The sequence below is a fragment of the Nonomuraea sp. NPDC052116 genome (assembly GCF_040680035.1).
GTDB classification, from domain to species: Bacteria; Actinomycetota; Actinomycetes; order Streptosporangiales; family Streptosporangiaceae; genus Nonomuraea; species Nonomuraea angiospora_A.
In genome coordinates this window covers 1-24,375 of sequence record NZ_JBFAWA010000077.1, presented here as the reverse complement: position 1 = coordinate 24,375, position 24,375 = coordinate 1, and the positions used below count along the sequence as shown (strand labels likewise).

Sequence of the window (24,375 nt, the reverse complement as noted above, 5' to 3'; positions counted from 1 at the left end):
CTCGCCCTGCGTACGAACAGGGGCAGCATCGGCGCGCCCGCCGCGGTGGCGGACGCGGCGGGCGCGGTGAGCAGCGAGCCCAGGACGGTGAGCAGGGCCAGCGCCGCCAGCGTTCTGGTACGGACTGGCGCCCAGCGTAAGGATCTGAACAGTCGAGACACGTTGACAAAGATACACAGTTTTGGAGCGCGCGCTCTGTTATTTTGCTCAGCCGGGTCCCTGGCGGGACAGCGACTTGGCGAGGAGCTCGGCCAGGTGGCGGGCCTGGCGGCCGGTGCGGGGGCGGCGGTCTGGGTGCGGCAGGAGAAGCCGTCCGCGAGGATCGCCTGGTCCGGGCCCGCCGCCCAGACCAAGGGCCGCAAGGGCGGCCGTGGCGGCCGGGAAGACCGACGCCGTCCGCCTTGTCCTCCCAGGTAGGAGGGGGATGGCTCGGCACGGTGGGATGTGATCTCCGCCGGTGAGTGGCAAGGATCATGGTCCTTGATCGTCCGGCAAGGGCCGCGGTGTGCTCCAGCCAGACTCCGTTGCAAGCCGGCCTCGTGGCGCATGTGTCGTCGGCTTTCCGGGTACCCACACATCAGTCCCCGGCCGGGTCCGGCGAAAGACGATCTCCCCCGTCGCGCGGGCGGGGAGAATAGTGTGAGGTAATGGATCGACGCATCTTCGGTCTGGAGAACGAGTACGGCGTCACGTGCACCTTTAGGGGTCAGCGCAGGCTGTCTCCGGACGAGGTGGCGCGCTACCTGTTCCGGCGGGTCGTCTCCTGGGGCCGGTCGAGCAACGTGTTCCTGCCCAACGGCGCCCGGCTGTATCTGGACGTGGGCAGCCATCCCGAGTACGCCACCCCCGAGTGCGACAACGTCGTGGAGCTGGTCACCCATGACAAGGCCGGTGAGCGGATCCTGGAGGGGCTGCTGGTCGACGCTGAGAAGCGGCTCCGCGAGGAGGGCATCGCCGGCGACATCTACCTGTTCAAGAACAACACCGACTCGGCCGGCAACTCCTACGGCTGCCATGAGAACTACTGTGTGGGCCGGCATGGGGAGTTCGGGCGGCTGGCCGATGTGCTGATCCCGTTCCTGGTCACCCGGCAGATCATCTGCGGCGCGGGGAAGGTGCTGCAGACCCCGCGGGGGGCGGTCTACTGCGTGTCGCAGCGCGCCGAGCACATCTGGGAGGGGGTGTCGTCGGCGACGACCCGGTCCCGGCCGATCATCAACACCCGTGACGAGCCGCACGGCGACGCCGAGCGGTTCCGCCGCCTGCACGTCATCGTCGGCGACTCGAACATGAGCGAGACCACGATGTTGCTCAAGGTCGGCGCGACCGACCTGGTGCTGCGCATGGTGGAGGCCGGGATCGTGATGCGCGACATGAGCCTGGAAAACCCGATTCGGGCGATCCGCGAGGTCTCGCATGACATGACCGGGCGGCGGCGGGTCCGGCTGGCCAACGGGCGTGAGGCGTCGTCGCTGGAGATCCAGCAGGAGTACCTGGGCAAGGCCAAGGACTTCGTGGACCAGCGGGGCGGCGACGTGATCGCGCGGAGGGTGCTGGAGCTGTGGGAGCGCACCCTGCGGGCGGTGGAGACCGGCGACCTGGACACGGTGTCCCGGGAGATCGACTGGGTCACCAAGTACCAGCTCATCGAGCGGTACCGGAAGAAGTACGACCTGCCGCTGTCCTCGCCCCGGGTGGCCCAGCTCGACCTTGCCTACCACGACGTGCACCGCAAGCGCGGGCTGTTCTACCTGCTGCAGCGGCGCGGCGCGGTGGAGCGGGTGACCTCCGACATCAAGATCTTCGAGGCCAAGTCGGTGCCGCCGCAGACCACCCGGGCGCGGCTGCGTGGCGAGTTCATCCGCAAGGCGCAGGAGAAGCGGCGCGATTTCACCGTCGACTGGGTGCACCTGAAGCTCAATGACCAGGCGCAGCGCACCGTGCTGTGCAAGGACCCGTTCCGCAGCGTCGACGAGAGGGTGGACAAACTCATCGCCAGCATGTGACCGGGTGGGGCCAAGAACGAAAGCCACGCCGGCGTGCGGCAGTTCATGAGAGGGACTGGAAGTAGCTCAGTGGCTTGAACGGGTCAAGCCGGGATGCACGCGCCGGCAGTGGCTTGCGTGGCGCAGGCCAGACGTGCCTTAAAAGATCATCTCGCTCTGACCTGCGAGAGGAGGCCAAGAACCCACCTGGCCACCCTCCCAACGCCCTCCGCCGCCGACCCGGTGATGAAGACGACATGGAGCGTCAGGCACGCCCACGGCGCGAGGCGGGACGGCCTGTCTGCGGACGAACTGCTCGATCGGGTCGCCCTCGCCATGGAGCGGCTGGGATCGAGCGACGGGCCGTCAGGTCCGGGCCGTCCGCTCCGCGTTGACCGCCTGGACGGCCTCGTGGATGTGCTGCCTGCTCCCCGGGTCGAGCACGGCCTGGGCGAGAAGGGCGTCGGTGGCGTCGCGCCGCGTCTCATCGGCGGGAACGTCCAAATACGCCAGAACCACCTCCTGATCGTCGAGATAAGGCAGCAAGGGCCAGGCGTACGGGGTCGCACTCGTACCTTCTGCCGCGCCCAGGACGGCCTCGTCCGCGACTCCCCGCAGCGCCATCGAGGCCTTGAGACAGCAGCGTTTCGCCTGGTCGATGATCTGCGCCAGGCGGTTGAGCGCGGGCACCGTGGCGCGCCCGGCGTTGTTCTGCTGGGCGTGCGCGGAGGGGTCGAAGTTCGCGCGCAGGTCCTCGCATTCGAGCTGCCGGTCCTCCAGGGTCTTGATGATGGAGTCCAGTCGCCGGCTGACGTCGGCGTGCCGCTTGGTCCTGGCGTCGGTCTGCGGTGGTGACGTGGCGAGGTCCTGGCAGGCGTCGTACGCCTGGCTCAGCGCGGTGACGGCCTGCGGCATCGCCGCGCTCACCTTTTTGACGGGCGCGGAGGCGCCGGCGTCCGGGAAGCCGTTCAGGATGCCCAGGCATTCGCCGGCGTCACGCAGATGGGCCAGCGCCCAGGCCAGCGGTTCGGCGCCGGCCTGCTCGGGCAGCGGGTCACGCCGGGCGCCGCGGCGGTAGACGGCGTCCAGGCCGCCGTGCCCGGCGGCGGTCACCCAGCCCCTGGACAGGTCGAGCTTGCTACGCAGCCTCCCGCGTACGGCCTCGGCGATGGCCACCGGGTCACCGGTCACTGCTGCTCCTTCGTTTCCGGTTCTTATGCGTGCTTGTTCATCTGGTCCTCGAACAGCGGGTCGTCCCGATCCCTGTTCCAGATGGGCAGGTCGACCATCATGTCGTGCAGTTCGTCGAAGGTTTGCTGGTTGATGGGCAGGTTGTTCACCGCCGCGAGGTCGGCGACCAGCACGGGAAGCTGGACCTCGCCCAGCTCGGTCGGTGCGACGACGTCGGCCGCTATCTCGAAGAGCTTGCGAGCGCCGTCGTAGAGCCCAGGGACGACCTCGGTGTCCTCAGACTCATCGGATCTCTGATCGTGGGCCGTCACGAGTTGCCGGTCCAGGCCGCGCCCGTACATTTCTTTCAAGGTCCACAGAAGCTGCCCGGGAGGCACCCGGGGGCCGAGCCTGGCCACGTGGATGAGCCAATATTTCACGGCGGACTGCAGGGCCTTTTCTTGTTCCGTCCGGTCGTCGAAGATCGCCTCGAACAGATCAACGGGGTTCCCGGGGGCGGCGGGCCTGATCTGAATCGACGCCAGGGACGGCGGCGCGATCCGTAAGCTCCTGCCGGGGCCCGCTGAGGCGGGGTTGAACACGAAGTCGGCCACCTTGACCAGAAAAGAGCTGTTCGTCGCGGCCAGCTCGAAGAGGTCATTCATATCGAGAAAAGGCAGGAGATGTGACTCGGACACATCCCTGAACGACATCAGTCCCGCCAGGGTGCTCGGCGGCGGTGCGTTCACAGGCAGTGCGTCCCGCTTGGTCTTGACGAGGGCACGGATGGGCTCGCCTGCCGCCTTTTTGGTCTTTTTGGGGGATCGGCTCCCGCTTCCCCGTTTCGGGCTGTCTCTCTTCATGCGGACCAATGTCGTAGGGCGTCCCGGTGGCGCCTACTAGCCGGCCCGCCAGTTTCGCGGACCGGGCGCGGCCGATTCCGGACACGTCGCCGGACGGGCCCGGATGGGCGCCGGAGCTGGGGTCCAGTATCGATGGCGGAACCGATGTCGGCGCCGGGGGCCGGCCTGGTCAGCGGGCGCATCGGTGGGACCGGACCGGGACCGGCGGAGATGCGGCTGCTCTGACCTCATCGAGCACTTCACAGGCTCTGGGCCCAGCGGCGAAGCTCGGTGGCGGCCTCGTCGGGGGTAAGGGAGCCGCGTTCCAGGTGAACCTCCTGAAGATGCCGGATCGCGGCCCCCACCAGCGGGGACGACGGGATGCCGAGCACCTCCATCACCGCCCTGCCGTCGAGTACGACGGGGACATCGTCACGCCTGACATACCTGTCACGTTCGGCGGCGGCGCGGGCATCGGCCTCCTCCTTCGCCCGGCGCGCCGCCTCCCAGGCGTCGTAGTCGGCGGCGTCCAGGGCACGCACGCCCGCCCAGCGCCACCCCTCCATGTCACGCTCCTGCCCGAAGCCGACCGCATCGAAGAGGTCCAGCGCAGCCGTCCCGACCGCTCCGAGGCGCGCGAGCATGGCGTTGATCTGCCAGTCCTCGCACGGTCCCGCAGTCGCAGGGATCCAGGCGTGCTCGGGACCCCAGGTCTGACGGCCGTTCTCCCACAGGGCAGCGGTCTGGCTGCCGTCACCACCCCAGAAGTCCGCCTCCACGTAGGCGACTCGACCGCCGCGTGACCAGTCCTCCAGCCTCTCGGCGAACGCCGGGGACATGAGCGTGAACGGCCCGGCCTCCCGCCGTGCGTCGGTCAGCTCGTCGAAAACTTCGTCGGTAACCGGCAGCAGCCCCAAGCGTTGCCGAAGCGGCACCACCACAGCCCGCGGCACATCATCCGACAGGAACCGGAGATGGTCGAAGCCACCGACAACACCGCGCAGCACGTACGACATGCCCGCACCCTAGATCGGGCAGCGGCATAGAATCAGCACATTTCATTGGTCGGACGTCGCAGTGCCGACCATCTTCAACGGGTGTGCAGGGTGTAGCTCGTCCTCAATCGCCGGAGCGATCACGCGGTGAGTGCGTATCCGTCCTGGTAGCGGGTCTGGTGGGCGAGGTGGTACCTCCAGTAAGCGGCGAGATGACCGTTGGCGGGCAGGACGCGAAGCTCAACACCGCTTGCCCCAGCGTGCTCCGGCGAGGTCGAATCTGTCGGCGATCAGATGCTGGCAGGCGCCTTCGATCATGCCGGTCGCGATCGGCCGTCCCTCCGGAAGCGCTTGGTCGTAGCGCAGGTGTTCGGCGTTGTCGGTCAGGTAGCGGGGTGCTATGGCTCCATGGCGACCTGCATCCGGTCAACGTCCCCACCGTTGACGGCACGGTCTGCGGCGTGATCGATTTCGGCGACCTCTTCGCGCGCGATCCGGCCGGCAACCTCGCCGCAGCTTGGAACCTGCTGCCGGACGGCACCGCCGATCTCTTCCATGCCGCTTACCGGCCGGCCCTGGACGCCGCGGCCCTGCGCCGTGCCCGCGGATGGGCGGTGCGACGCGCCCTTGGCGGCAGCCTCATCGGCGAAGCCGGCGTCCGCGGTCGGCCAGGCGGCAAGGCCACGTCGGGCCCACCCGCCCACGCGGCACTGCGACGCCTCGGCGTCACGCCCAGCCGCCCCGCGACCCGGGCCACGGCCTCCGGCCAGCGCCCGTGCGAACTGGAACGCCTGCCCTCTCGTCCCTGCCCACGTCGTGTCGGTGCTGGGGGGCCGAGCACGCGCAGCCTCCCTGATCGGAGGTCAACCGCATCATCGGAGCGTCGGTCCTAGGAAGACCGCTCCGTTCCTGGGCCATCGATGGTGATGGCAGTGTGAAGGCCCGTCCGAACGAGGAAGAGCGGTGATCAGGCGATGAAGGCGGTGCGGTTCCACGAGTACGGCGGGATCGATGTCCTGCGGGTGGAGGAGGTGGAGCGTCCGGTGCCCGGCCCCGGGCAGGTGCTGGTCGAGGTCCGTGCGGCCGGGATCCAGCCCGGCGAGGTGATGATCCGGCAGGGCGCGCGGCACGAGCGCTGGCCGGCGACGTTCCCCTCCGGGCAGGGCAGTGATCTGGCCGGACTCGTGGTGGAGGTCGGTCCGGAGGTGCGCGGTGTCGCGGTGGGCGACGAGGTTCTCGGCTTCACTCACAAGAGGGCGAGCCACGCGGAGTTCGTCGTGGTGGACGATGTGCAGCTGACCCCGCGTCCGAAGGGGCTGTCCTGGGAGGTGGCCGGGTCGTTGTACGTGGCCGGCACGACGGCGTACGCCACGGTGTTCGCGGTCGACCCAGGGCCGGGGGACACGGTCGTCGTGTCCGGTGCGGCGGGCGGCGTCGGGTCGCTTGCCGTGCAGCTCGCGCGGCGGCGCGGCGCCACGGTGATCGGGCTGGCGAGCGAGCCGAACCACGCTTGGTTGAAGGAGCGCGGTGTCGTTCCGGTCGCGTACGGGGAGGGTGTGGCCGAGCGGATCCGGGGAGCCTGCGGCGGGAAGGTCGACGCGTTCATCGACACGTTCGGCGACGGCTACGTGGAGCTGGCAGTGGAGTTGGGCGTGCAGCCCGAGCGGATCAACACGATCCGCGACTGGCAGGCCGCGGCCAAGGTCGGTGCGCGTACCGACGGAGAAGGCGCCGCCGCGTGCGCGGTCGTGGTCGGCGAGCTGGCCCGGCTCGCCGCGCGCGGGGAGCTCGAGGTGCCGATCGCCCGCACCTACCCACTGGAGCAGGTACGGGACGCGTTCCGCGAGCTGGAACAGCGGCACACCCACGGCAAGATCGTGCTCCGTCCCTAGCGGGGGAAGGCGAGCCGTTCGCCCCTCCAGACGCGGGGGCCACCCCGGGGTTGACCTTGACCTTAGGTCAGCGTGCACGCTGAACGGGTGACCGACCCGAACTCCACCTGGACCGGCATGGTGCCGGTCGACGACACCGGTGGGCCCGGCCGGCCCGTGGTCTACCTCAATGGCCAGTTCGCCACGCAGTCGTACTGGCGGCGCGTCATCGCCGAGCTCGGCGGCGAATACCGGCACATCACCTACGACATGCGGGCCCGCGGCCGATCGAGGCGTTCGGCGGCGGCCGCCTCGTTCGAGGCGCACGTCCGTGACGTCGGCGCCGTCCTCAAGGCGAGGGGCGTTGACCGGCCGCTGCTGGTCGGCTGGTCCTACGGCGCGCCGGTCGCGCTGCACTGGGCCGGCCGGAACCCGGACCGCGTCCTGGGAGTGGTGTCCGTGGACGGCGCGTACCCGCACGGCTGGACCGACACCGTCACCCCGGAACGGATCAGGGGCCTGTTCCGCCGGTGGGGCTGGCTGTTTCCGATGCTTCGTCCCCTGCACTTGTGCGCGAAGATGTCCGTCGAGGAGCATGCCCAGAGCAACATCGAGCTCGTCGAGATCTGCGCCGCACTCGGCCCGGTTCTGGACGGTGTGACCTGTCCAGTCCGGTACGTGGTCGCCACGGGTGCCAACCTCGGCGGCAGCCGGGAGGAGATGGAGCAGATGCGCGCCACCCTCGGCCCGGTGCTCGCCCGCAACCCGAACATCAAGATGAGCGCGAAGGTCGCCGGCAACCACGGCAACATGCTGCGCAAGGACTTCCGCGCCGTCGCCGACGCGGTTCGCGAACTCGCCGGCACCCCACGATCACGAGGTCGGCTGAGCAGATGACCGGCGGCGTCACGATCGGCCAGGCGGCGGCATTCGCGGGCGTAACGGTGAAAACCATCCGGCACTACCACAAGCATGGCCTGACCGACGAACCCCGCCGCGACAGCTCCGGCTACCGCCGCTACGGATCGGCCGACCTGCTGCGGCTGGTCCAGATCCGGACACTGGCCGCCGCCGGCGTGCCGCTGGCCGAGATCGGGGCGATACTCGACGCCGACCCCGACCGGTTCGCCGCCGCGCTCGTCGACGTCGAACGGCGCCTCACCGACCGGATCGACGATCTGATCGCGCGGCGCGACACGCTACGCCGGCTCCACCCGGATCGCCGACTACGCCAACAAGCTGCGCCTCCAGTAGCCACCCTCCGACGCCCCGACCGGCAGATGAACAAGCCTGAGCGGGCCCATCCTGGCCAGGCTCTCAGGGCACTGCGCGCCGACGGGCCCACCCTGGCTGCGGGAACCCTGGCGGCGGTCGCGGCGTCCGCCATGCTCGACGAGGTGCGCAGGTCGTTGATCCGTAAACCGGACTGACCGCCCTGGCGGCGTGTCCGTCGATCGTCGCAGCGCTCGCCGACGTCGGGCGCACCGAGTTTCTCGTTGTACGCGACAGCGTCGAGACCAGCTGCGGTCCGCACAGGTCGGCGTTGCCCAGGGCCGGGTGGGGACCGCGATCGGCCAGCGCGAGCGTGGACGGCCTGGGTGCCACCGCGTTCACCCTCGGTCAGCATCGGCGGCTCGAACACCGCAGTGCCCTCGGGCGTGCGGCCGCGACCGGTCGGCCAGGGGCCGCAGGCCGCGTTAGTGTTTCGCGCTCGGGCGGAGTCGGTCGGCGATGGAGGCGACCAGCTCGTAGGATCGGCGGCGATCCGCGTGGTGGTAGAGCGGAGTGGTGATCATGAGTTCGTCGGTGCCGGTGGCGTCGAGCACCGATTGCAGGTGCTCCAACACCGTGGCCGGGCCTCCGACCAGGACGCCATCCGAGCGGGCGGCGATTTCGGCGCGATCGTCGTCGGTGTAGGGATATGCTGCCGCGTCCTCGGGGCTCGGCAACAGGATGCGGGTTCCCCGGACCCGGCTGAGCACCTTCAGCCGGGTGGACCCGGCGAGCCATTCGGCGCGTTCGTCGTCCTCGGCGGCGATGACGGACACGCTGACCAGCGTCGTCGGTGTCGCGGCGTGGTCCGAGGGGCGGAACCGCTCCCGGTAGGTGCGTATGGCTTCTACGGCCGTCTTCGCGTTGAGGTGGTGGGCGAAGGCGTAGGGCAGGCCGAGTTCGGCGGCGAGCTCGGCACTGGTGGTCGTGGAGCCGAGCAGCCACAGCGACGGTACGTTGCCGCCGAGGACGGGAATCGCCTTGACCTGCGCGTCCTGGGGCGGGTCGAGGTAGGCCCGGAGCTCGTCGAGCTGCTGGCGGAAGGTCTTCGCGGTCCGCTCCCGCTCGGAACGGACCGCGTCCACGGCCGGCGGAGGGCCGCCCGGGGCACGGCCGAGGCCGAGGTCGATCCGTCCCGGGTGGAGGGCGGCCAGCGTGCCGAACTGCTCGGCCACCACGATCGGAGCGTGGTTGGGCAGCAGTACCCCGCCCGCGCCGACGCGCAGGTGCCGCGTGGCGTCGGCGAGGTGGCCGATGAGGACGGCGGGGGCGGAGCTGGCGACGCCGCGCATGCCGTGATGTTCGGGGATCCAGTAGCGGTGAAAGCCCAGCGCGTCGGCCAGCTTCGCGAGATCCACCGTGTTGTGCAGCGCCTGCCTCGGTGTGGACCCCTGCACGATCGGTGAGGTGTCCAGCACCGAAATGCGTACGTCAGCCTGCCGGCACCCGCGCATGCTCGTCCCCTCCGGTCCCGCCACAGCCATTCGTCTCCAGCGCAGTATCGCGAAGTCCCCAAGGCAGTGCTGGTGGGCTGGATTCCGGGACAGCGTTCGAGCCCGGCCGGGCGGCCCTGGACCTCACCGGCTGAGATCGAGCCGGGGTCGGGGGCTTCTGACCTCACCGGCCGCGATCGACGCCGTCGCCGTCGCGTCGCACCTGCCGGTCCCGCGCTGACGTCGGCGACGGTAGCCCAGGATGCGGGAATCAGCCGGTGGACGCCGCGTAACCGGGCGCAGCGGCTCGCGGTGCGCCAGTCGATGGGCGCCATCGGCCCATACTGAGCGCCACCATCGTCTCAAACCGAGCGCCGCCGTTGGGCCGAGCCGCCCAGATCACCGGGCCGCCCGGATTGCCGGGCTGTCCGGATCATCGAGCTGCCCGAAACGTTGGGCAGCGCTCACACCGGCGACCTCCCGGTGCCCGGTGGTCCCGTGGGCTGGTCGGCGTCGGTGGCGACGCATCGGATCGCCATGTACTGGCGCGCCGGCAAAGGGGCACGGAAGCTGCCCGAGTACGTGCCGGGCAACGTTTCGACGGTCATGTTCCACGTGTCGATCACGTCCACCGTCCAGACCGTGCCGGCCTCCATCGTGACATCGCGATACGACGGCCGGTTGAAGCCGAAGTACGCGATCAGGTAACGCGACGCCACGCCACCCCAGGGAGTGTCCCAGTCGCTCGGCAGCGGATCGAGCACCCCGGTCGGCGACTCCTCGATGATCCGTCTGAGAAAGGCGATCCGATCCGGGCTCGAGCCGACGAGCTCGCCGCCCTTCGACCACCACAGCTCTTCGCGGTCGTTGAGGTAGGTCTCCCCGTGCCCGACATAGCCGCCGCGCACCGCGCCCTCCCAGAACCGCCGGGTCATCTCCTCCCCGGTGATGTTGCCCCACCCCTGGTCGATGTCGCCTTCGTAGGCGCATTCATCGATGACGACGGGTTTACCCCACTCTTCACGCCACTGGTCGGTGTTCTCGGCGGTGCGGTACACGTCGATGCGCTGCGCACTCGCATGAGTGATCCACGGCCGGCCGTAGTCGTAGAAGCGGAAGCAGTTGTGGATCGAGAGCAGGTGCCCGACCGGGTCCTCTTCGACGACGATCGCGGCCAGCCGCTCCCAGTCGTCGACGGTCTTCGAGAACAACAGGTCGTACTCGTTCGCGAGCGACCACCAGACATTCGGCAATGCCGACAATCGCCGAACCACGTACCGGACATAGCGGTCGTCCGCGGCGGTGCCCATGTCCGAGAAGCCCCAGCGGTCGTAGGCGTGGAACAGGATGACATCGGCTTCGACGCCGATCGCGGCGAGATCCGCGATCCGGCGCTCGAAAGCGCGGAAGTAGGCGGGGTTGAAGCGGGTGTGGTCCGACCCGGCGTCGCCGTCCGGTTCGAACGGGTAGAGCGGCGGCTCGTTGGCGTTGAAGAGGTACGACTTGGGAAAGATCCCCATCCGGATCTTGGTGAACGGCGACGCGGCGAGCGTGCGCAGGGTCTGTTCCTGCAGCGCTTCGCTCTGGTGGGTCCAGGCGTACGCGGTCGTGCCGAGCGGCAGGTGGCGCGTGCCGTCCGCGTACGAGAAGTGATACCGGTCCGCCACCCGGACGGGCCCGCGACCGGCGCCGGCCGCCGCGGTGAGCTCGACGGTGACGCCGTCGAGGGAGGGCGTGGTCGCCTCCGTCGTGACGACCCAGCGTCCGGCCTGGTCGGGCAGCAGCCGGACGCGCCAGATCCCGTCGCCGTCGTAGAAGCCGCCGAGCCGGCGCGTCGACCCGTCGGGGGCGGTCGCGCGTGCGCGCAGGTCGACGTCGACGAACGGGTTGCCGTGGTCCGGTCCGGTGAGGGCGAGCTCCCAGATCGCCCATACTTCGGCCATGGCGGGTGCGGAGAGCACGCCGGCCGAGCCGCGCGGCGTACCGGCCGGCTCGTAGTGGGGGTTCGGCGCGATCGCCGGTGGGTCGGAGCGCACGCCCGGGTCGCCGGCGTCGAGCGCGGCCAGCTCGCGCCACAGGTCGTCGAGCTGCGCGGGGGAGAGCCGGGCGTACGGACCGGCGGCCGTGATCTTGCCTAGGGTGCGGCGGCGCAGCTGTATGAGCAGGGGAGAGTTCACGACGCCGGGCAGCGTGCGCTGGATGACGCCGCGGGCCTCGGCGTGGTCCAGGACGTCGGCGAGCAGGCTGTCCGGCCCGAATCCCCGGCCGCTCATGAAGTGCCGCCTGAGGTGCCGCCCGGGGAGGGAGGTCGGCTCATCGTGCGGATCCGGCGTCCTGCGAGCGGGCGCCCGGGGTGGGGAGGTCGACGTCGGGCATCCGGGTGTCCGCCTGCTCCGGCAGCGTGTCCGCGGTCTCCACCAGCCAGCGCAGCAGCACGCCGGAGAGCCGGGCCTCGACGTCGGCCAGGTCGGGGCGCCCGGCGAGGTTGTGCGCCTCGTGCGGGTCGGCCGACCGGTCGTAGAGCTCGGCCGGTTCGTACAGGCGCCACACGTACGTCCAGCGTTCGTCGCGGACGGCGGCGGCTTTGCCCACGGTCATCGGCCGCTCGTGCTGCAGCGCCGTCTTGCGGTCGTACGGAAAGCCGCTGCGCTCGAACTTCGGCTCCTCCTCGACGAGGAAGCCGCCCTCGCTGAACGCGTACTCGCGGTGCCCCACGGCGGGATCGCGCAGCACCGGCAGCAGGCTGCGGCCGAAGTGATGATGCCCAGGCTCGACCCCGGCGAGATCGAGCACGGTCGGGAAGACGTCGATCAGCTCCACCATGGCATCGACCGCGCCGTGCGCCGGCAGCCCGCCGCCGCTGATGATCACCGGGTCGCGGGTGATGCAGCTGTGCAGCGCCGACGGCCACTTCTCGACCACGCCGAAGTCGCCGAGGTACTCGCCGTGGTCGGAGAAGAACACCGTCACGGTACGTTCGGCCGCGCCCGCGCGATCCACGCCGTCGAGCAGGCGGCCGACATGTGAGTCGAGCCGCGAGACCATGCCCTGGTAGGTGGCCCGGAGCTCCCGCCACACCTCCGGTGTCGCGCGGTCCGTGCCGTAGTAGTCGCGGATCCCCTGCAGGTAGGCGGGTTCGGGGCCGCTGCCCGACACGGGGTCGCCCACGGAGTCGCGATCGTGCAGGGAGAACCACGGTTCGGGGGCACGGAACGGGCAGTGCGGCGCGACCAGCGGCGCGAACAGCACCCACGGCCCGTCCGGCGGGTCGGCGAGCCACTCCTCGGCGGTGCGCACGGCGGCCTCGTCGAAGTCGATGTCGCTGTCATCGACCACGCGGCCGTGGTAGTAGAGGCGGTCCCACAGGTCAGGATCGACGTCGGACCGCAGCCGCGGGAGCTCGGTGGCCGCCTTGGTGCCGCCAGCCCATCGCCCGCTGGTCGGCCGCGTGCCGAAGCCGTGCTCATGGACGCTGAGCTCGGTCGCGCCGGGACCGAACGTGTCTCCGCGGTCCCCGGCCCAGGCCACGTGGTAGCCGTTCTCCTTGAGCGTGCGCAGGAAGTTCGGCTCGTCGGCGCGCAGCGGCGTCCCGAACGTGCGGTGCCCCGCCGTGTGCGGATACCAGCCGGACAGGAACGACGCGCGGCTGGGCGAGCACACCGGGTGCTGCGCGTAGGCGTTGGTGAAGGCGGTGCCTGTCGCGGCGAGGCGGTCGAGGTTCGGAGTGCGCGCGGACGGGTTTCCGAAGGCGCCCACCGCGTCAGCCCTCAGCTGGTCCGCGACCACCACCAGGAAATTCGGGCGATACGTCATGGTCATCCTCCCGTTACTGAATTGGGGGGTAGCGTACCTTACCGAGTACTCGGTAAGGTCTGCCGAAACCGCGAGAACGCAAGGAGAATCTCTTGTCAGGAGTGGCACCGTCGGTGCGTAACCGCAGGCCGCCAGGGGTGCGGCGGGAGGAGATCCTCAGGGTCGCCACCGAGATGTTCGGCGACAGCGGTTACCGGGGTGTTTCGCTCGCCGACATCGCGGCCCGGGTCGGCATCTCCCAGCCCGGCCTGATCCACCACTTCAAGAACAAGGAAGAGCTGCTGCTCGCGGCCCTCGAACGGCGTGACGAGGACAGCCGGGACCACATGGACGCGATGTTCCAGGAGATGTCCGTCGCGGACGCGCTGATCTCGCTGTGCCACCACAACGTCGAGGATCCGACGGCGATGCGCCTGTACGCCGTGGAGTCCGCGGAGAGCATCGAGCCGGGCCACCCCGCCCGCGAGTTCTTCCTGCGCCGCTACGCCCGCGTCCGTGAGCGCGTGGCCGAGCGCATCCGCCGCGACCAGGAGCTGGGGCGGCTCCCCGCCACGCTCGACGCGGTCGTCCTGGCCGGCGAGATGATCGCCGTGATGGACGGGCTCCAGATCCAGTGGCTGCTCGACCCCACCATGGACCTCCCCGGACGCATGGCCGCCTACCTCGAGCGACTCATCATCAAGGAGGACCAGTGAACGACGGACTCGAGGAGCACCTCGACGCCCTGGTCGGCAAGCTCGACCTCCCGCGGAAGGTGCGGCTGCTGACGGGGGAGTCCCACTGGCGCACGTACGCCGAGCCGGCCATCGGGCTGCGCGAGATCAACGTGTCGGACGGGCCCGCCGGAGTGCGCGGCCCGGAATGGGACAACGGCTCCCCGTCGGCGTGCCTGCCGTGCCCGACCGCGATCGCGGCGAGCTGGGACGTCGACCGCGCCGCCGCGACCGGGCGCGTGCTCGCCGCGGAGGCCACCCGCAAGGACGTCGACGTGGTGCTGGGCCCCACGGCGAACCTCCAGCGCAGCCCGCTCGCCGGCCGCCATTTCGAGTGGTGGTCGGAGGACCCGGTCCTGACCGCCCGGCTCGCCGGCGCGCTGGTCGGAACGCTCCAGCGGCACGGCGTGGCGGCGGCCGTGAAGCACTACGTCGCCAACGACTCGGAGACCGAACGCGCCACCGTCGATGTCCGCCTCGACGAGCGCACGCTGCGCGAGGTGTATCTCGCCCCGTTCGAGCACATCGTCCGTAATGAACGGCCGTGGCTGGTCATGGCGTCGTACAACGCCGTCAACGGGACCGCGATGACCGAGAGCGAGCTGCTCGACAGCCCGCTGCGCACGGACTGGGGCTTCGACGGGCTCGTCATGTCCGACTGGCACGCCGCCCGCTCGGTGGCGCCCGCCGCCTCGGCGGGCCTCGACCTCACCATGCCGGGCCCCGGCGGACCGTGGGGCGCCGCGCTGGTGCAGGCCGTCACCGACGGCCTGGTCAGCGAGGCCGCGGTGGACGCGAAGGTGAAGAACCTCCTGCGGCTCGCCGCCCGGCTCGGCGCCCTCGACTCGGTGCCGGTGACCCGTACGCCGGTCACCGTCGACGTACGCAGCGAGTTGCACGCGGCCGGCGCGGACGCGACCGTGCTGCTGCACAACTCCGATGACCTGCTGCCGCTCGCGCCGGAGCGCCTGCGCCGCGTCGCCGTGTTCGGCGAGCTGGCCGGCAGCCCGCGCATCCAGGGCGGTGGCAGCGCCGAAGTGCGGCCCACCCACGTCGTGTCCCCGCTGGACGGCCTCGAAGCCGCCCTGCCCCCCGGCGTCCAGGTGACCTACACCGCCGGCAGCTACCTCGAAGGCGACCCCGCCCCGGTGCCGCCCGGGATGCTCGGCGCGCCCGTGCTGATCCGCTGGCTCGACGACACGGGCGCCGAGGTGACGCGCGAGGATCGCCGGAGCGCCGCTCTCGTGCGGCTCGGCGCCGACGTGCCCGCGGGGGCCACCACCGTCGAGCTGACCACCCGGATCGTCCCGGACGTCTCGGGCACGTGGCAGCTCGGCCTCAGCGGGGCGGGCCGGATCGTGTTCGCCGTCGACGGCCGGACCCTGCTGGACGACGACGTACGGCCGACGCACGACGGCCCAGGCGCGGAGATCCTCACGCCGCCAGTGCGCACGTTCGACGTGCCGCTCGAAGCGGGCAGGCCGGTCGAGGTGCTGCTGCGGCAGCGGATGCCGAAGTCCGGCTCGGCCGTCGCGATCCGCTCCCGGGCGCCGCGGCGGTCCCCGGCCGATGAGCTCGCCGTCGCCCGCGAGCAGGCCAGGGCCGCGGACGTCGCGATCGTCGTGGTCGGCACCAGCTCGCAGACCGAGAGCGAAGGCTTCGACCGAGCGGACCTGTCGCTGCCCGACGGGCAGGACGACCTGGTGCGGGCGGTCGCCGCGGAGAACCCGAACACCGTCGTCGTGGTCAACGCGGGCGCCCCCGTGCTGCTGCCGTGGCGCCATGACGTCGCGGCGGTGCTCGTGACGTGGTTCGGCGGCCAGGAGTCCGGCGCCGCGCTGGCGGACGTGCTCCTCGGTCACGCCGAGCCCGGCGGCAGGTTGCCGATGACGTGGCCGGACCACGGCGAGGACGTTCCGGTGCTGGACACGGCACCGGTGGACGGCCGGCTGGAGTACGGCGAAGGCGTCCATGTCGGCTACCGCGCGTGGCTGCGCGCCGGGGTCGAGCCCGCGTACCCGTTCGGGCACGGCGTCGGCTACACGTCCTGGGAGCTCGTCGACGTCGACAGCGGACCGGACGCGGCCGTACGGGTCTCCGTGCGCAACACCGGTTCGCGGCCGGGCAAGCAGGTGCTGCAGGTCTACCTGGCGCGGCCCGGTTCGAGCGTCGACCGCCCCGCCCGCTGGCTGGCCGGGTTCGCCGTCGTGCGCGGCGAACCCGGCGAGACGCTCACCGCCGAGATCCCGCTGCCGCCCCAGGCCTTCCAGCACTGGGACGTGGCACGGCACGACTGGGCGGTCGAGCCTGGAACGTTCGAAGTCGCCATCGGATTCTCCTGCGCGGACATCCGTGGCACGACCTCGATCAAGGTTCACGAGGAGTGATCAACCGGGTCTTCCCCCCCCGGCCCGAGAGAAAGTAAGTGAGGTGGTGCAGCGATGTACCCCAGTAATCGCCACGTCGATTCCATCCCCGGTGCTTCGGCCCTGTCGCGCCGGACGCTCCTCAGCGGGCTGGCCGTCCTCGGTGCGGCCGGCCTGGCCGGATGCCGCTCCGCGGTGAACGAGAGCAAGACGGCCGGCGCGACGAGCGGCCCGGCCCGCGGCGGGACCCTGGTCGCCACGGTCGCCGCGCCGCCGGACCCCGCGGCCTATTTCACCGGCCGCCCCGGCAACATCTTCTGGAACCGCAACGTCCTGGAGACGCTGGTCATGGTCGACCAGGACAACAAGCCGCAGCCCCTGCTGGCGACGAAGTGGGAGCTGCGGGACGACAACCGGACGCTGGTGCTGTCGCTGCGCGAGGGCGTCAAGTTCCACGGCGGCCGCGCCTTCAGCGCGGAAGACGTCGTGTTCACCCTCGAACGCGAGATGGCGGGCGACGGCCTGGCCACGCTCGGCGGCGCGATGAAGGGCTGGAAGGCGAGCGCCACCGGCCAGCACGAGGTCACGATCACCTCGCCGCGGCCACTCCAGGAAGTGGTGCTGGACATCCTCGACTCGACACCGATCATCGACCGCGAGACCTACAAGGGGCTCGCGGACGGGTCGAAGGTCATCGGTACGGGACCGTTCCTCTGGTCCGGCTACAAGGCCGGCACGGAGATCAAGATGACGCGCAACGACGCGTACTGGGAGCAGGGGCTGCCCTACCTCGACGGCATCGAGCTCACGGTCATCGGCGACTCCACCGCCCAGCTGGCGGCGCTGCGCTCAGGCCGCGCGCACCTGGCGAACGGGCTCAACATCCAGGACGCCAAGACGGTCGTCGACGACAAGAAGTTCCACCTCGACCTCAACCACGGGCTCGTGTACGCGCTGGGCTTCGACGTCACCAAGGCGCCCTTCGACAAGCCCGAGGTGCGCCGGGCCATCGGCTACGCGATCGATCGCCAGCGCATCAACCAGCAGGTCTTCGGCGGGGTGGGCGCCACCACCAGCCTGCCGTGGAGCGAGGACGCGACCGGCTACCCCGCGGAGCTCGCCGCCACCTACGCCTACCAGCCGGACCGCGCGAAGAAGATGATCGAGGCCGCCGGGGCGGCCGGGGCCCGCGTCGAGATCGCCGTCCACGCGCTGCCGGTGCCGCGCAACGTGATCGAGATCGTGTCCCGCAACCTGACGGACGTCGGCCTCCGGCCGTCGGCGCTCGAACTGCCCCCCGCGGAGTTCGAGCCGCGCAGGATCGCCGGCAAGCTGGGGCCCGCGTTCCTGACCTGGACCGCGGTGGCCAAGCTGCCGCCGGCGCTCTCGCTGTACGGATACCCGGACCTGAGGCCGGCCAAGAACACCTCGAACTACGCCGACGCCGGTTACCGCGAGCGGGCGCAGGCGCTGATCGACAGCGCCGACGAGAGCGAGACGGCACAGCGGCTGAAGGACCTCTCGCAGTACCTGCTCGACGCCGCCTTCCTCCAGACCATCGCCATCGTGCCGGCCACGGTCGTGCGCGCGGACGCCGCGAGGGACATCCTGGTCAGCCGCTACGGCCGCTCCATGCGCGCCGCCTACCTCACCCGGTGAACGAGGCCGAGCATGATCCATTTCCTGATCCGGCGCCTGCCGTCGGTCCTGCTCGTCCTGGTGGCGACGACCGCCATCGCCTTCCTCCTGCCCCGCCTGGCGCCCGGTGATCCGGCCGCCATCGCGGCGGGGCCGGAGGCCACCGCGGAGCAGGTCGCGGCGATCCGCGTCGAGATGGGGCTGGACCGCCCCCTGGCCGAGCAGTACGTCCACTGGATGGGCGGGCTGCTCACCGGCGACCTGGGCCAGTCGCTGCAGTTCAAGCGCCCGGTCGCCGAGCTGATCGGCAGCAGGGTGGAGAGCACGTTCGAGCTGACCGTCGCGGCCACGATCCTCCTGGTCGCGGTCTCGCTCGGGCTCGGGATCTTCGCCGGGTCGGCGCGTTCGCGGCTGTCCCGGTTCACCGCCGACGCGAGCAACACCGTGCTCCTGGCGATGCCGCCCTTCCTCTTCGGCCTGTTGCTGATCATCCTGTTCGGGGTGGTGTTCCGCCTGCTGCCGATCAGCGGGGAGGTCGCGGTGCTGGACGACCCGGTGATCGGCCTGCAGTACCTGATCCTGCCCGCGGTGGCGATGGCGGTGCCGATGGGCGGCCACGTCGCCATGCTCGTCCAGTCCTCGATGGACAACGCGTGGCGGCAGGACTACGTCGACCTCGCCGTGGCCAAGGGCGTGCCACGAAGGTGGATCACCCTGCGCCACGTCGTCCGCAACAGCCTCGGGCCCGCCGCCGTCACGATCGGCATGCGGTTCGGCGACATGCTGGCCGGCGCCGTCGTCATCGAGATGATCTTCGCGAGGAACGGGATCGGGCAGCTCGGGGTCTCGGGCGTGCTCAGCGCGGACTACAACCTCGTACAGGTGATCATCGTCGGCACGGTGCTGATCGCCGTGGTCGTGCAGCTGCTCACAGAGATCGCCATGGCGGTCCTGGACCCCCGCGTCAGGTTGGGAGCGTGAAACCATGACCACCACCGTCACCGCACCCGGCACCCCCGCGCCGGCGGTGCCGCGCCGGCCCGGCGCCGGGGCGCTGAGGCAGTACCTCACCGCGCTGCGCACCCCGCGCGGCGCGTTCGGCGCCGGGCTGCTGCTGGTGCTCATCGCCGTTGCCCTCCTGGCGCCGCTGCTGTTCCCCGGCGGGTACGACGACCAGAGCGGCGACTCGCTGGTCGGCGCCTCGGCCGCGCACTGGATGGGCACCGACGAGCTGGGCCGCGACATCCTCGCCCGTACGATCTACGGCCTTCGTACCGATCTGAGCCTGATCCTGGCCGCGGTGCCGGTGAGCGCCGTCATCGGGACGCTCATGGGGCTCACCGGCGTGGTCTCGCGCCTGCTCGGCGCCGCGATGCAGCGCGCGCTCGACATCATCCTCGGCTTCCCGGGGCTGGTGCTCGGCATGAGCGTCGTCCTCGTGCTCGGCACGGGCTGGCTCTCGCTGTTCGTGGCCGTGCTGATCAGCGGCCTGCCCGGGTTCGGACGGCTGTCGCGGGCCGGCCTCCAGGTCGAGCAGGAGCGCGAGTACGTGCTGGCCGCCAAGGTGCTCGGCGTGCGCAAGCGCACCGTGCTGGTGCGGCACGTGCTGCCGAACATCATGGACCCGATCGTCGTCGGCGCCGCCGTCTACATGGTGGTCGCGATCTTCATCGTGTCCGGCCTGAGCATCGTGGGTCTCGGCATCAAGCCGCCCGTCCCGTCGCTGGGCGCGATGCTCAACGTCGGCGCCCGCTACATCGAGGTGCACCCCGCGTACGTGCTCGGGCCCGGCCTGGTGCTGCTGCTCCTCGCGTTGGCGTTCACCCTGCTGTCCAACGCGCTCAACAAGGCGGTGCTGCGCAAATGACCACTCACCCCCACGGCGTCGCGCCGGCGGCCCCGGCGCGTCCCGACGCGAATGTCCTGCTCGAGGTCCGCGGGCTGCGCACCGAGTTCGCGACCGGCGCGGGGATCGTCCATGCCGTCAACGACGTCGATCTCGCCCTGCGACCGGGCCAGATCCTCGGCGTGGTCGGCGAGTCCGGCTCGGGCAAGTCGGTGACCGCCCGCTCGATCCTGCGGATGGTGCCCCAACCCGGCCGGATCGCCGCCGGCGAGATCCGCTTCGGCGGCCGCGACCTGCTCGGACTGTCCGAGGAGGAGATGCGCCGCATCCGCGGGGCCGAGATCGCGATGGTGTTCCAGGACCCGCAGTCCGCGCTCAACCCGGTCCTCACGGTGGGCGCGCAGATCGTCGAAGCCCTCACCGTGCACGGCACCGGCAGGCGTGCGGCCCGCGCGCGGGCCCTCGAACTGCTCCGGCAGGTCGGGATCCCGGACGCCGAACGCAAGATCGACGACTACCCGCACCAGTTCTCCGGCGGCATGCGCCAGCGCGCCGTGATCGCCATCGCGCTGGCGGGCTCGCCGTCGCTGCTGATCGCCGACGAGCCGACCACCGCCCTGGACGTCACCATCCAGGCGCAGATCCTGCGCCTGCTCAAGCAGCTGCGCGACGAGCTGGGCATCGCCGTACTCATGATCACCCATGACATGGGCGTGGTGGCCGAGATGTGCGACGACGTCGTCGTCATGTACGGCGGCCGGGTCGTGGAGCGGGGACCGGTCGAGACGATCTTCGCGCGGCAGGAGCATCCGTACACCGCCGACCTGCTCAAGGCCATGCCGCGGATGGACACCGCAGGCGGCAACCGGCTGCCGGCGATCCCCGGCGCCCCGCCGGACCCCGCCGCGCTGCCGCCCGGGTGCGCCTTCCACCCCCGCTGCCGGCTGGCCGAGGACCGCTGCCGCGCCGACGTTCCCGAGCTGCTGCCCCTGACCACGCCAGGGCACGCCGCCGCCTGCTGGGTGACCCATCAGGGCACGCCCATACCGCCGCTCACGCTCGTCACCGCCGACCCGGCCGCGCGGGCCGAACCGGCCCGAACCCCGCTGCTGAGCGTGGAGAACCTCCGGGTCGACGTCGCCTCCGGCCGCAGGAGCCTGCTCGGCCGGTCACAGCCCGTGTACGCCGTGGACGGGGTGAGCCTGACGGTCGCCGGCGGGGAGACGCTGGGCCTGGTCGGCGAGTCCGGGTGCGGCAAGTCGACCCTCGCCAGGACGGTCGTCGGGATCAACCGGCCGGCCGCGGGCACGGTCCGCGTCGGTTCCGACGGCGTCGACGCGTTCTCCCCGGCCGGCGCGCGGGCGTTGCGCTCCACGGTGCAGTACGTGTTCCAGGACCCGTACGCGTCGCTCAACCCGCGCCGCACGATCAGGCAGTCGCTCGACGAGGCGCTCGACATGCGTGGCGTGCCGGTCGCCGAGCGGGCCGCGGAGGCGGACGCGCTCATCCGGCGGGTCGGCCTGAACGAGTCGCACCTGGACCGCTACCCGCACGCCTTCTCCGGCGGGCAGCGCCAGCGCATCGGCATCGCCCGCGCGCTGGCCGTCCAGCCCCAGGTGCTGATCTGCGACGAGCCGGTGTCGGCACTGGACGTGTCGATCCAGGCGCAGATCATCAACCTGCTGGAGTCGCTGCGCGACGAGCTCGGCCTCGGGTACCTGTTCATCGCGCACGACCTCTCGGTCGTGCGGCACCTGTCCGACCGGGTCGCCGTCATGTACCTCGGCAAGATCGTCGAAACCGGCCCGGTCGAGGCGGTCTACGCGGCTCCGCAGCATCCGTACACGGTCGCGCTCATGTCGTCCTCGCCGGTGCCCGACACCACGATGCGCGGCCGAGAGCGCATCGTGCTCACCGGCGATCTGCCCAGCCCGAAGAGCCCGCCGTCGGGCTGCCGTTTCCGTACGCGCTGCCCGATCGGCCCGCTGGCCCATCCCGAGCGGACGATCTGCGCCGAGCAGGAGCCGCAGCTCGCCGAGACCCCGGGTGGGCAACTGGCCGCCTGCCACTTCGCCGGGGAGCTGGTGGCGACCGGCGGACAGCGGTGAACTCACCGGGCTTCAGAGATCGGCGAGGAGGTCGTCGAGGGCCTTGTTGAGGGCTTCGGCGTTGGCCGGGGTGAACCAGGTGGTGCGGATGCGTTCGTTGTTCCCGTTCGGGGTCTCGTGGTCGGCCGCGAGCTGGTGCAGCGAACGGGTCTCGTCGCTCAGGGAACGGCCGACCCCCTGGAAGAGGCCGCGAACGTAGCGGTCCGCGTCGTCGGGGTCGATGCCGTGATCGACGGTCCACGACGTGAGCGTGGCGAGATACGAGTAGTGGGTCGTCAGCGTTCCCGTCAGCGCGGACAGGACGTTGAAGGCCGCCTCGTCCGCGACCGGGAGCACCCCGCCCAGGTGCTCGAAGAGGGAGTCCACCACCGGGTGCGACGGGTACGTCACCGTGACGGAGCGGCGTTCGCGCACGGTGGGCAGGGGGATGGCCCGTACCAGCGGGGCGTCGGTGGCGAGCGTCCGGCGCAGGTCGTCGTTGCCGACCCCGGCCATCACGTTGACCACCACCTTGCCGCCGTCCACTCTCAACCCGGCCAGTGCTTCGTGCCGGTCCTGGCGGCGTACGGCGATGATCACCACCTCGGAGCCGTCCACCACTTCCTGGTTGCCGGCGCACACCCGCACGCTCTCGTAGCGCTCGGACAGCGCCGCGACCGTGCCGGCTCCCCGGGGGGAGAGGAACACCTCGGGGGAGCGGTCGGCTCCCTCACACAGGCCCGCCACGATGGCTCGGCCGATCTCGCCCACCCCGATGATGCCGATGCGCTTCACTGTGTCTTCCTCCATCGTCATACCTGTCGCGATCTCCTCCATAGGAGCATGACCGCCAGGAGGCCGGCCGCGCGGGGGCGTTTCCGCCGCGTCCGATGTGCGCTATGTCTCATCTGCAGGCCGTTACACCGGATGCGTGGCTGGTGTCTCCATGCCGGGTCCATAACACGAGGGAGGCATCATGAGCGGGAACGTCGAGGTGGTCGTGGTCGTGGTCGGAGGCGTGATGGCGGCCAATCGCCTGGCCCGGCACGACGGCGTGTCGGTGACTCTCCTACGACTACCTCGTCTACGCGGTGGGCAGCGGCGCCGCTGACCCCGGCGTGCCCCGGACGGCGTCTTCGTCAGCGACGGCGGCGGCCTCAAGCTGGCGGCCCTGCGGCCGGTCGTCGGCGCCGACAAGGTGCTCAGCTACATGGCCGGCAGTGTCGCCAAGGCCGGCGGCACCTTCACCAGTGAGCCCACGACGGTCAACGGCAACCCCGGGCTCATCCTGCGCCTGGACGGCGTGATCGACGGGGTGCCGGCCTTCCGCGTGGAGAACGCCCGCGTCACCGGCCTCTACTACGTCCGCAACCCCGAGAAGCTCACCCGCTGACCGTGCATTATTCTCGTACGATACCGTATCGAATGAGAACATAGCTGGTAACATGGGTTGATGACCGCTGACGTTCCCCGCAGAACGACCGCCTCGCGTGCGACCGACCGCCCTGGGGATGCATCACCCTTCGCTCTCGGCCTGCTGCTGCGCCAGGCGCACTGGCGCGCGGCCACGGTGATGACAGAGGCGCTTCGGCCGCTCGGCATTGAGTTGCGGCATTTTGCCGTGCTGATCGTGCTGATCGAGCGCGGGCCCACGGTGCAGCGGGACCTGGCGGCGACGACCGGGTCGGACAAGGCCGGAATCATGCGGGTCGTGGACGACCTGGAGCGTAAGGGGCTGGCCGTACGCAAGAGCGTGCCGGGGGACCGACGGGTTCGGGCGGTGGAGATCACGCCTCAAGGCGTCGAGCTTTTCGATGCGGCCCATGTGGCGGCGGAGCCGGTGGATGCGCGCCTGGTTGCCGCGTTGGGGCCCGGCGAGGCCGAACTCCTGAGGGATCTGCTGACCCGGTTCGCCTATCCAGCGGACGGCGAGGCGTAAGCGGGCCTGTGTGCCGGTTGCCCGGCGCCGCGCCGGGTTCGGGCGGGGACCCTGCCCTGGCGGCGCCGTTGCGCACCTCATCAGCTAGCGTTGAATTCATTCCCTCCGCGATGCACGGGGCCCGTACGGTCGCTGAATAGTATTGAATGATACTATTGCTTGTGATACAGTCTCATATGTAGTGAAATTAATGCGTTGAGGAGGTAGGTGATCTTGGACGTCTATGAGGCAGTCACGAGCCGACGGGCGGTGCGCGGATTCACCGACCGGCCTGTCCCGCGGGAGGTACTGGAGCGCGTGCTGTCCGCCGCGTGAAAGGTCGTCGTCTCTGGGTGACGGCTGGGGCTGGTCACGCTGACGCTGGTGCCGAGGGCGACCACCGGTTCGGCATCCACCTGCCGGGCG

At 70.6% G+C, this 24,375-nt stretch carries 22 protein-coding genes; 15 read left to right on the top strand and 7 right to left on the bottom strand.

Annotated elements, in window-relative coordinates; translation table 11 throughout:
* The first annotated feature begins 647 nt into the window (after window positions 1-647).
* Complete coding sequence (gene pafA / locus AB0L65_RS62125; protein ID WP_350734334.1) at window positions 648-2,006, top strand: Pup--protein ligase; 1,359 nt, start codon at window positions 648-650, stop codon at window positions 2,004-2,006.
* Window positions 2,007-2,351: 345 nt separating this feature from the next.
* Here the strand turns inward: pafA and AB0L65_RS62120 are convergent, their stop codons facing one another.
* From AB0L65_RS62120 to AB0L65_RS62110, 3 genes are all read right to left on the bottom strand, one after another.
* Window positions 2,352-3,176 (bottom strand): hypothetical protein, encoded by an 825-nt coding sequence (locus AB0L65_RS62120; RefSeq protein WP_364267197.1) that lies wholly within the window; start codon window positions 3,174-3,176, stop codon window positions 2,352-2,354.
* Between the two features lie 23 nt (window positions 3,177-3,199).
* Window positions 3,200-4,018, bottom strand: coding sequence for a hypothetical protein (locus tag AB0L65_RS62115; RefSeq protein WP_364267194.1), 819 nt, complete (start codon window positions 4,016-4,018; stop codon window positions 3,200-3,202).
* A 239-nt stretch (window positions 4,019-4,257) separates the two neighbouring features.
* Complete coding sequence (locus AB0L65_RS62110; RefSeq protein ID WP_364267191.1) at window positions 4,258-5,013, bottom strand: hypothetical protein; 756 nt, start codon at window positions 5,011-5,013, stop codon at window positions 4,258-4,260.
* 374 nt (window positions 5,014-5,387) lie between these two features.
* Between AB0L65_RS62110 and AB0L65_RS62105 the strand changes: the two genes are divergently transcribed.
* The 4 genes from AB0L65_RS62105 (at window position 5,388) to AB0L65_RS62090 (ending at window position 8,293) form a co-directional block, all read left to right on the top strand.
* Window positions 5,388-5,885, top strand: a complete 498-nt coding sequence (locus tag AB0L65_RS62105; protein ID WP_364267188.1) for a phosphotransferase — start codon at window positions 5,388-5,390, stop codon at window positions 5,883-5,885.
* Window positions 5,886-5,966: 81 nt separating this feature from the next.
* Complete coding sequence (locus tag AB0L65_RS62100) at window positions 5,967-6,884, top strand: NADP-dependent oxidoreductase (RefSeq protein WP_364267185.1); 918 nt, start codon at window positions 5,967-5,969, stop codon at window positions 6,882-6,884.
* A gap of 87 nt (window positions 6,885-6,971) precedes the next feature.
* Window positions 6,972-7,760, top strand: a complete 789-nt coding sequence (locus AB0L65_RS62095) for an alpha/beta hydrolase (protein ID WP_364267182.1) — start codon at window positions 6,972-6,974, stop codon at window positions 7,758-7,760.
* The gene (locus AB0L65_RS62090; RefSeq protein ID WP_364267179.1) at window positions 7,757-8,293 is read left to right on the top strand and encodes a MerR family transcriptional regulator; all 537 of its coding nucleotides are present in this window, start codon (window positions 7,757-7,759) and stop codon (window positions 8,291-8,293) included. Before AB0L65_RS62095 ends, AB0L65_RS62090 begins: the two co-directional genes overlap by 4 nt.
* Before the next feature lie 267 nt (window positions 8,294-8,560).
* Here the strand turns inward: AB0L65_RS62090 and AB0L65_RS62085 are convergent, their stop codons facing one another.
* The 3 genes from AB0L65_RS62085 to AB0L65_RS62075 form a co-directional block, all read right to left on the bottom strand.
* Entirely contained in the window at window positions 8,561-9,619 is a 1,059-nt protein-coding gene (locus AB0L65_RS62085) for an LLM class flavin-dependent oxidoreductase (protein WP_364267176.1), read from the bottom strand.
* A 413-nt stretch (window positions 9,620-10,032) separates the two neighbouring features.
* Entirely contained in the window at window positions 10,033-11,841 is a 1,809-nt protein-coding gene (locus AB0L65_RS62080) for a DUF5605 domain-containing protein (RefSeq protein ID WP_364267173.1), read from the bottom strand.
* Between the two features lie 40 nt (window positions 11,842-11,881).
* Entirely contained in the window at window positions 11,882-13,381 is a 1,500-nt protein-coding gene (locus AB0L65_RS62075; RefSeq protein WP_364267170.1) for a sulfatase-like hydrolase/transferase, read from the bottom strand.
* A gap of 101 nt (window positions 13,382-13,482) precedes the next feature.
* Between AB0L65_RS62075 and AB0L65_RS62070 the strand changes: the two genes are divergently transcribed.
* The 6 genes from AB0L65_RS62070 to AB0L65_RS62045 are packed head-to-tail and all read left to right on the top strand — an operon-like array spanning window position 13,483 to window position 22,052.
* Window positions 13,483-14,076, top strand: a complete 594-nt coding sequence (locus tag AB0L65_RS62070; protein ID WP_364267200.1) for a TetR/AcrR family transcriptional regulator — start codon at window positions 13,483-13,485, stop codon at window positions 14,074-14,076.
* Window positions 14,073-16,481 (top strand): glycoside hydrolase family 3 C-terminal domain-containing protein, encoded by a 2,409-nt coding sequence (locus AB0L65_RS62065; RefSeq protein ID WP_364267167.1) that lies wholly within the window; start codon window positions 14,073-14,075, stop codon window positions 16,479-16,481. Before AB0L65_RS62070 ends, AB0L65_RS62065 begins: the two co-directional genes overlap by 4 nt.
* Window positions 16,482-16,535: 54 nt before the next feature.
* Window positions 16,536-18,119 carry an ABC transporter substrate-binding protein gene (locus AB0L65_RS62060; protein ID WP_364267164.1) on the top strand — a complete coding sequence of 528 codons (1,584 nt, stop codon included), beginning with the start codon at window positions 16,536-16,538 and terminating at the stop codon, window positions 18,117-18,119.
* 12 nt (window positions 18,120-18,131) lie between these two features.
* Window positions 18,132-19,079: an ABC transporter permease gene (locus AB0L65_RS62055; protein WP_192784182.1), complete on the top strand. Its 948-nt coding sequence runs from the start codon at window positions 18,132-18,134 to the stop codon at window positions 19,077-19,079.
* Between the two features lie 4 nt (window positions 19,080-19,083).
* On the top strand, window positions 19,084-19,965 hold the full coding sequence (locus tag AB0L65_RS62050; RefSeq protein WP_364267161.1) for an ABC transporter permease: 882 nt from the start codon (window positions 19,084-19,086) through the stop codon (window positions 19,963-19,965).
* A complete protein-coding gene (locus AB0L65_RS62045; protein WP_364267158.1) occupies window positions 19,962-22,052 on the top strand; it encodes an ABC transporter ATP-binding protein in 2,091 nt (696 codons plus the stop codon). The genes AB0L65_RS62050 and AB0L65_RS62045 overlap by 4 nt, the downstream gene beginning before the upstream one ends.
* Window positions 22,053-22,064: 12 nt before the next feature.
* On the opposite strand, the gene AB0L65_RS62040 is transcribed toward AB0L65_RS62045, so the two are convergent.
* Entirely contained in the window at window positions 22,065-22,841 is a 777-nt protein-coding gene (locus AB0L65_RS62040) for an NAD(P)-binding domain-containing protein (protein ID WP_364267155.1), read from the bottom strand.
* Between the two features lie 166 nt (window positions 22,842-23,007).
* Between AB0L65_RS62040 and AB0L65_RS62035 the strand changes: the two genes are divergently transcribed.
* The 4 genes from AB0L65_RS62035 to AB0L65_RS62020 all read left to right on the top strand — a co-directional run bounded on the left by AB0L65_RS62035 (window position 23,008) and on the right by AB0L65_RS62020 (window position 24,285).
* Window positions 23,008-23,142: a hypothetical protein gene (locus AB0L65_RS62035; protein ID WP_364267152.1), complete on the top strand. Its 135-nt coding sequence runs from the start codon at window positions 23,008-23,010 to the stop codon at window positions 23,140-23,142.
* Window positions 23,143-23,241: 99 nt separating this feature from the next.
* Window positions 23,242-23,424: a hypothetical protein gene (locus AB0L65_RS62030; protein WP_364267149.1), complete on the top strand. Its 183-nt coding sequence runs from the start codon at window positions 23,242-23,244 to the stop codon at window positions 23,422-23,424.
* A 60-nt stretch (window positions 23,425-23,484) separates the two neighbouring features.
* A complete protein-coding gene (locus tag AB0L65_RS62025) occupies window positions 23,485-23,970 on the top strand; it encodes a MarR family winged helix-turn-helix transcriptional regulator (protein WP_364267146.1) in 486 nt (161 codons plus the stop codon).
* A gap of 207 nt (window positions 23,971-24,177) precedes the next feature.
* Window positions 24,178-24,285, top strand: coding sequence for a nitroreductase family protein (locus AB0L65_RS62020; protein WP_364267143.1), 108 nt, complete (start codon window positions 24,178-24,180; stop codon window positions 24,283-24,285).
* Window positions 24,286-24,375 lie beyond the last annotated feature (90 nt).

Excerpts from the sequence above, each read along its gene's own strand:
- AB0L65_RS62025 (WP_364267146.1), top strand. The coding sequence starts at position 23,485 with ATGACCGCTGACGTTCCCCGCAGAACGACCGCCTCGCGTGCGACCGAC.
- AB0L65_RS62090 (WP_364267179.1), top strand. The coding sequence starts at position 7,757 with ATGACCGGCGGCGTCACGATCGGCCAGGCGGCGGCATTCGCGGGCGTA.
- AB0L65_RS62045 (WP_364267158.1), top strand. The coding sequence starts at position 19,962 with ATGACCACTCACCCCCACGGCGTCGCGCCGGCGGCCCCGGCGCGTCCC.
- AB0L65_RS62055 (WP_192784182.1), top strand. The coding sequence starts at position 18,132 with ATGATCCATTTCCTGATCCGGCGCCTGCCGTCGGTCCTGCTCGTCCTG.
- pafA (WP_350734334.1), top strand. The coding sequence starts at position 648 with ATGGATCGACGCATCTTCGGTCTGGAGAACGAGTACGGCGTCACGTGC.
- AB0L65_RS62075 (WP_364267170.1), bottom strand. The coding sequence starts at position 13,381 with ATGACGTATCGCCCGAATTTCCTGGTGGTGGTCGCGGACCAGCTGAGG.
- AB0L65_RS62050 (WP_364267161.1), top strand. The coding sequence starts at position 19,084 with ATGACCACCACCGTCACCGCACCCGGCACCCCCGCGCCGGCGGTGCCG.
- AB0L65_RS62030 (WP_364267149.1), top strand. The coding sequence starts at position 23,242 with ATGGCCGGCAGTGTCGCCAAGGCCGGCGGCACCTTCACCAGTGAGCCC.
- AB0L65_RS62110 (WP_364267191.1), bottom strand. The coding sequence starts at position 5,013 with ATGTCGTACGTGCTGCGCGGTGTTGTCGGTGGCTTCGACCATCTCCGG.
- AB0L65_RS62100 (WP_364267185.1), top strand. The coding sequence starts at position 5,967 with ATGAAGGCGGTGCGGTTCCACGAGTACGGCGGGATCGATGTCCTGCGG.
- AB0L65_RS62115 (WP_364267194.1), bottom strand. The coding sequence starts at position 4,018 with ATGAAGAGAGACAGCCCGAAACGGGGAAGCGGGAGCCGATCCCCCAAA.
- AB0L65_RS62060 (WP_364267164.1), top strand. The coding sequence starts at position 16,536 with ATGTACCCCAGTAATCGCCACGTCGATTCCATCCCCGGTGCTTCGGCC.
- AB0L65_RS62035 (WP_364267152.1), top strand. The coding sequence starts at position 23,008 with ATGAGCGGGAACGTCGAGGTGGTCGTGGTCGTGGTCGGAGGCGTGATG.
- AB0L65_RS62085 (WP_364267176.1), bottom strand. The coding sequence starts at position 9,619 with ATGGCTGTGGCGGGACCGGAGGGGACGAGCATGCGCGGGTGCCGGCAG.
- AB0L65_RS62040 (WP_364267155.1), bottom strand. The coding sequence starts at position 22,841 with ATGGAGGAAGACACAGTGAAGCGCATCGGCATCATCGGGGTGGGCGAG.
- AB0L65_RS62080 (WP_364267173.1), bottom strand. The coding sequence starts at position 11,841 with ATGAGCGGCCGGGGATTCGGGCCGGACAGCCTGCTCGCCGACGTCCTG.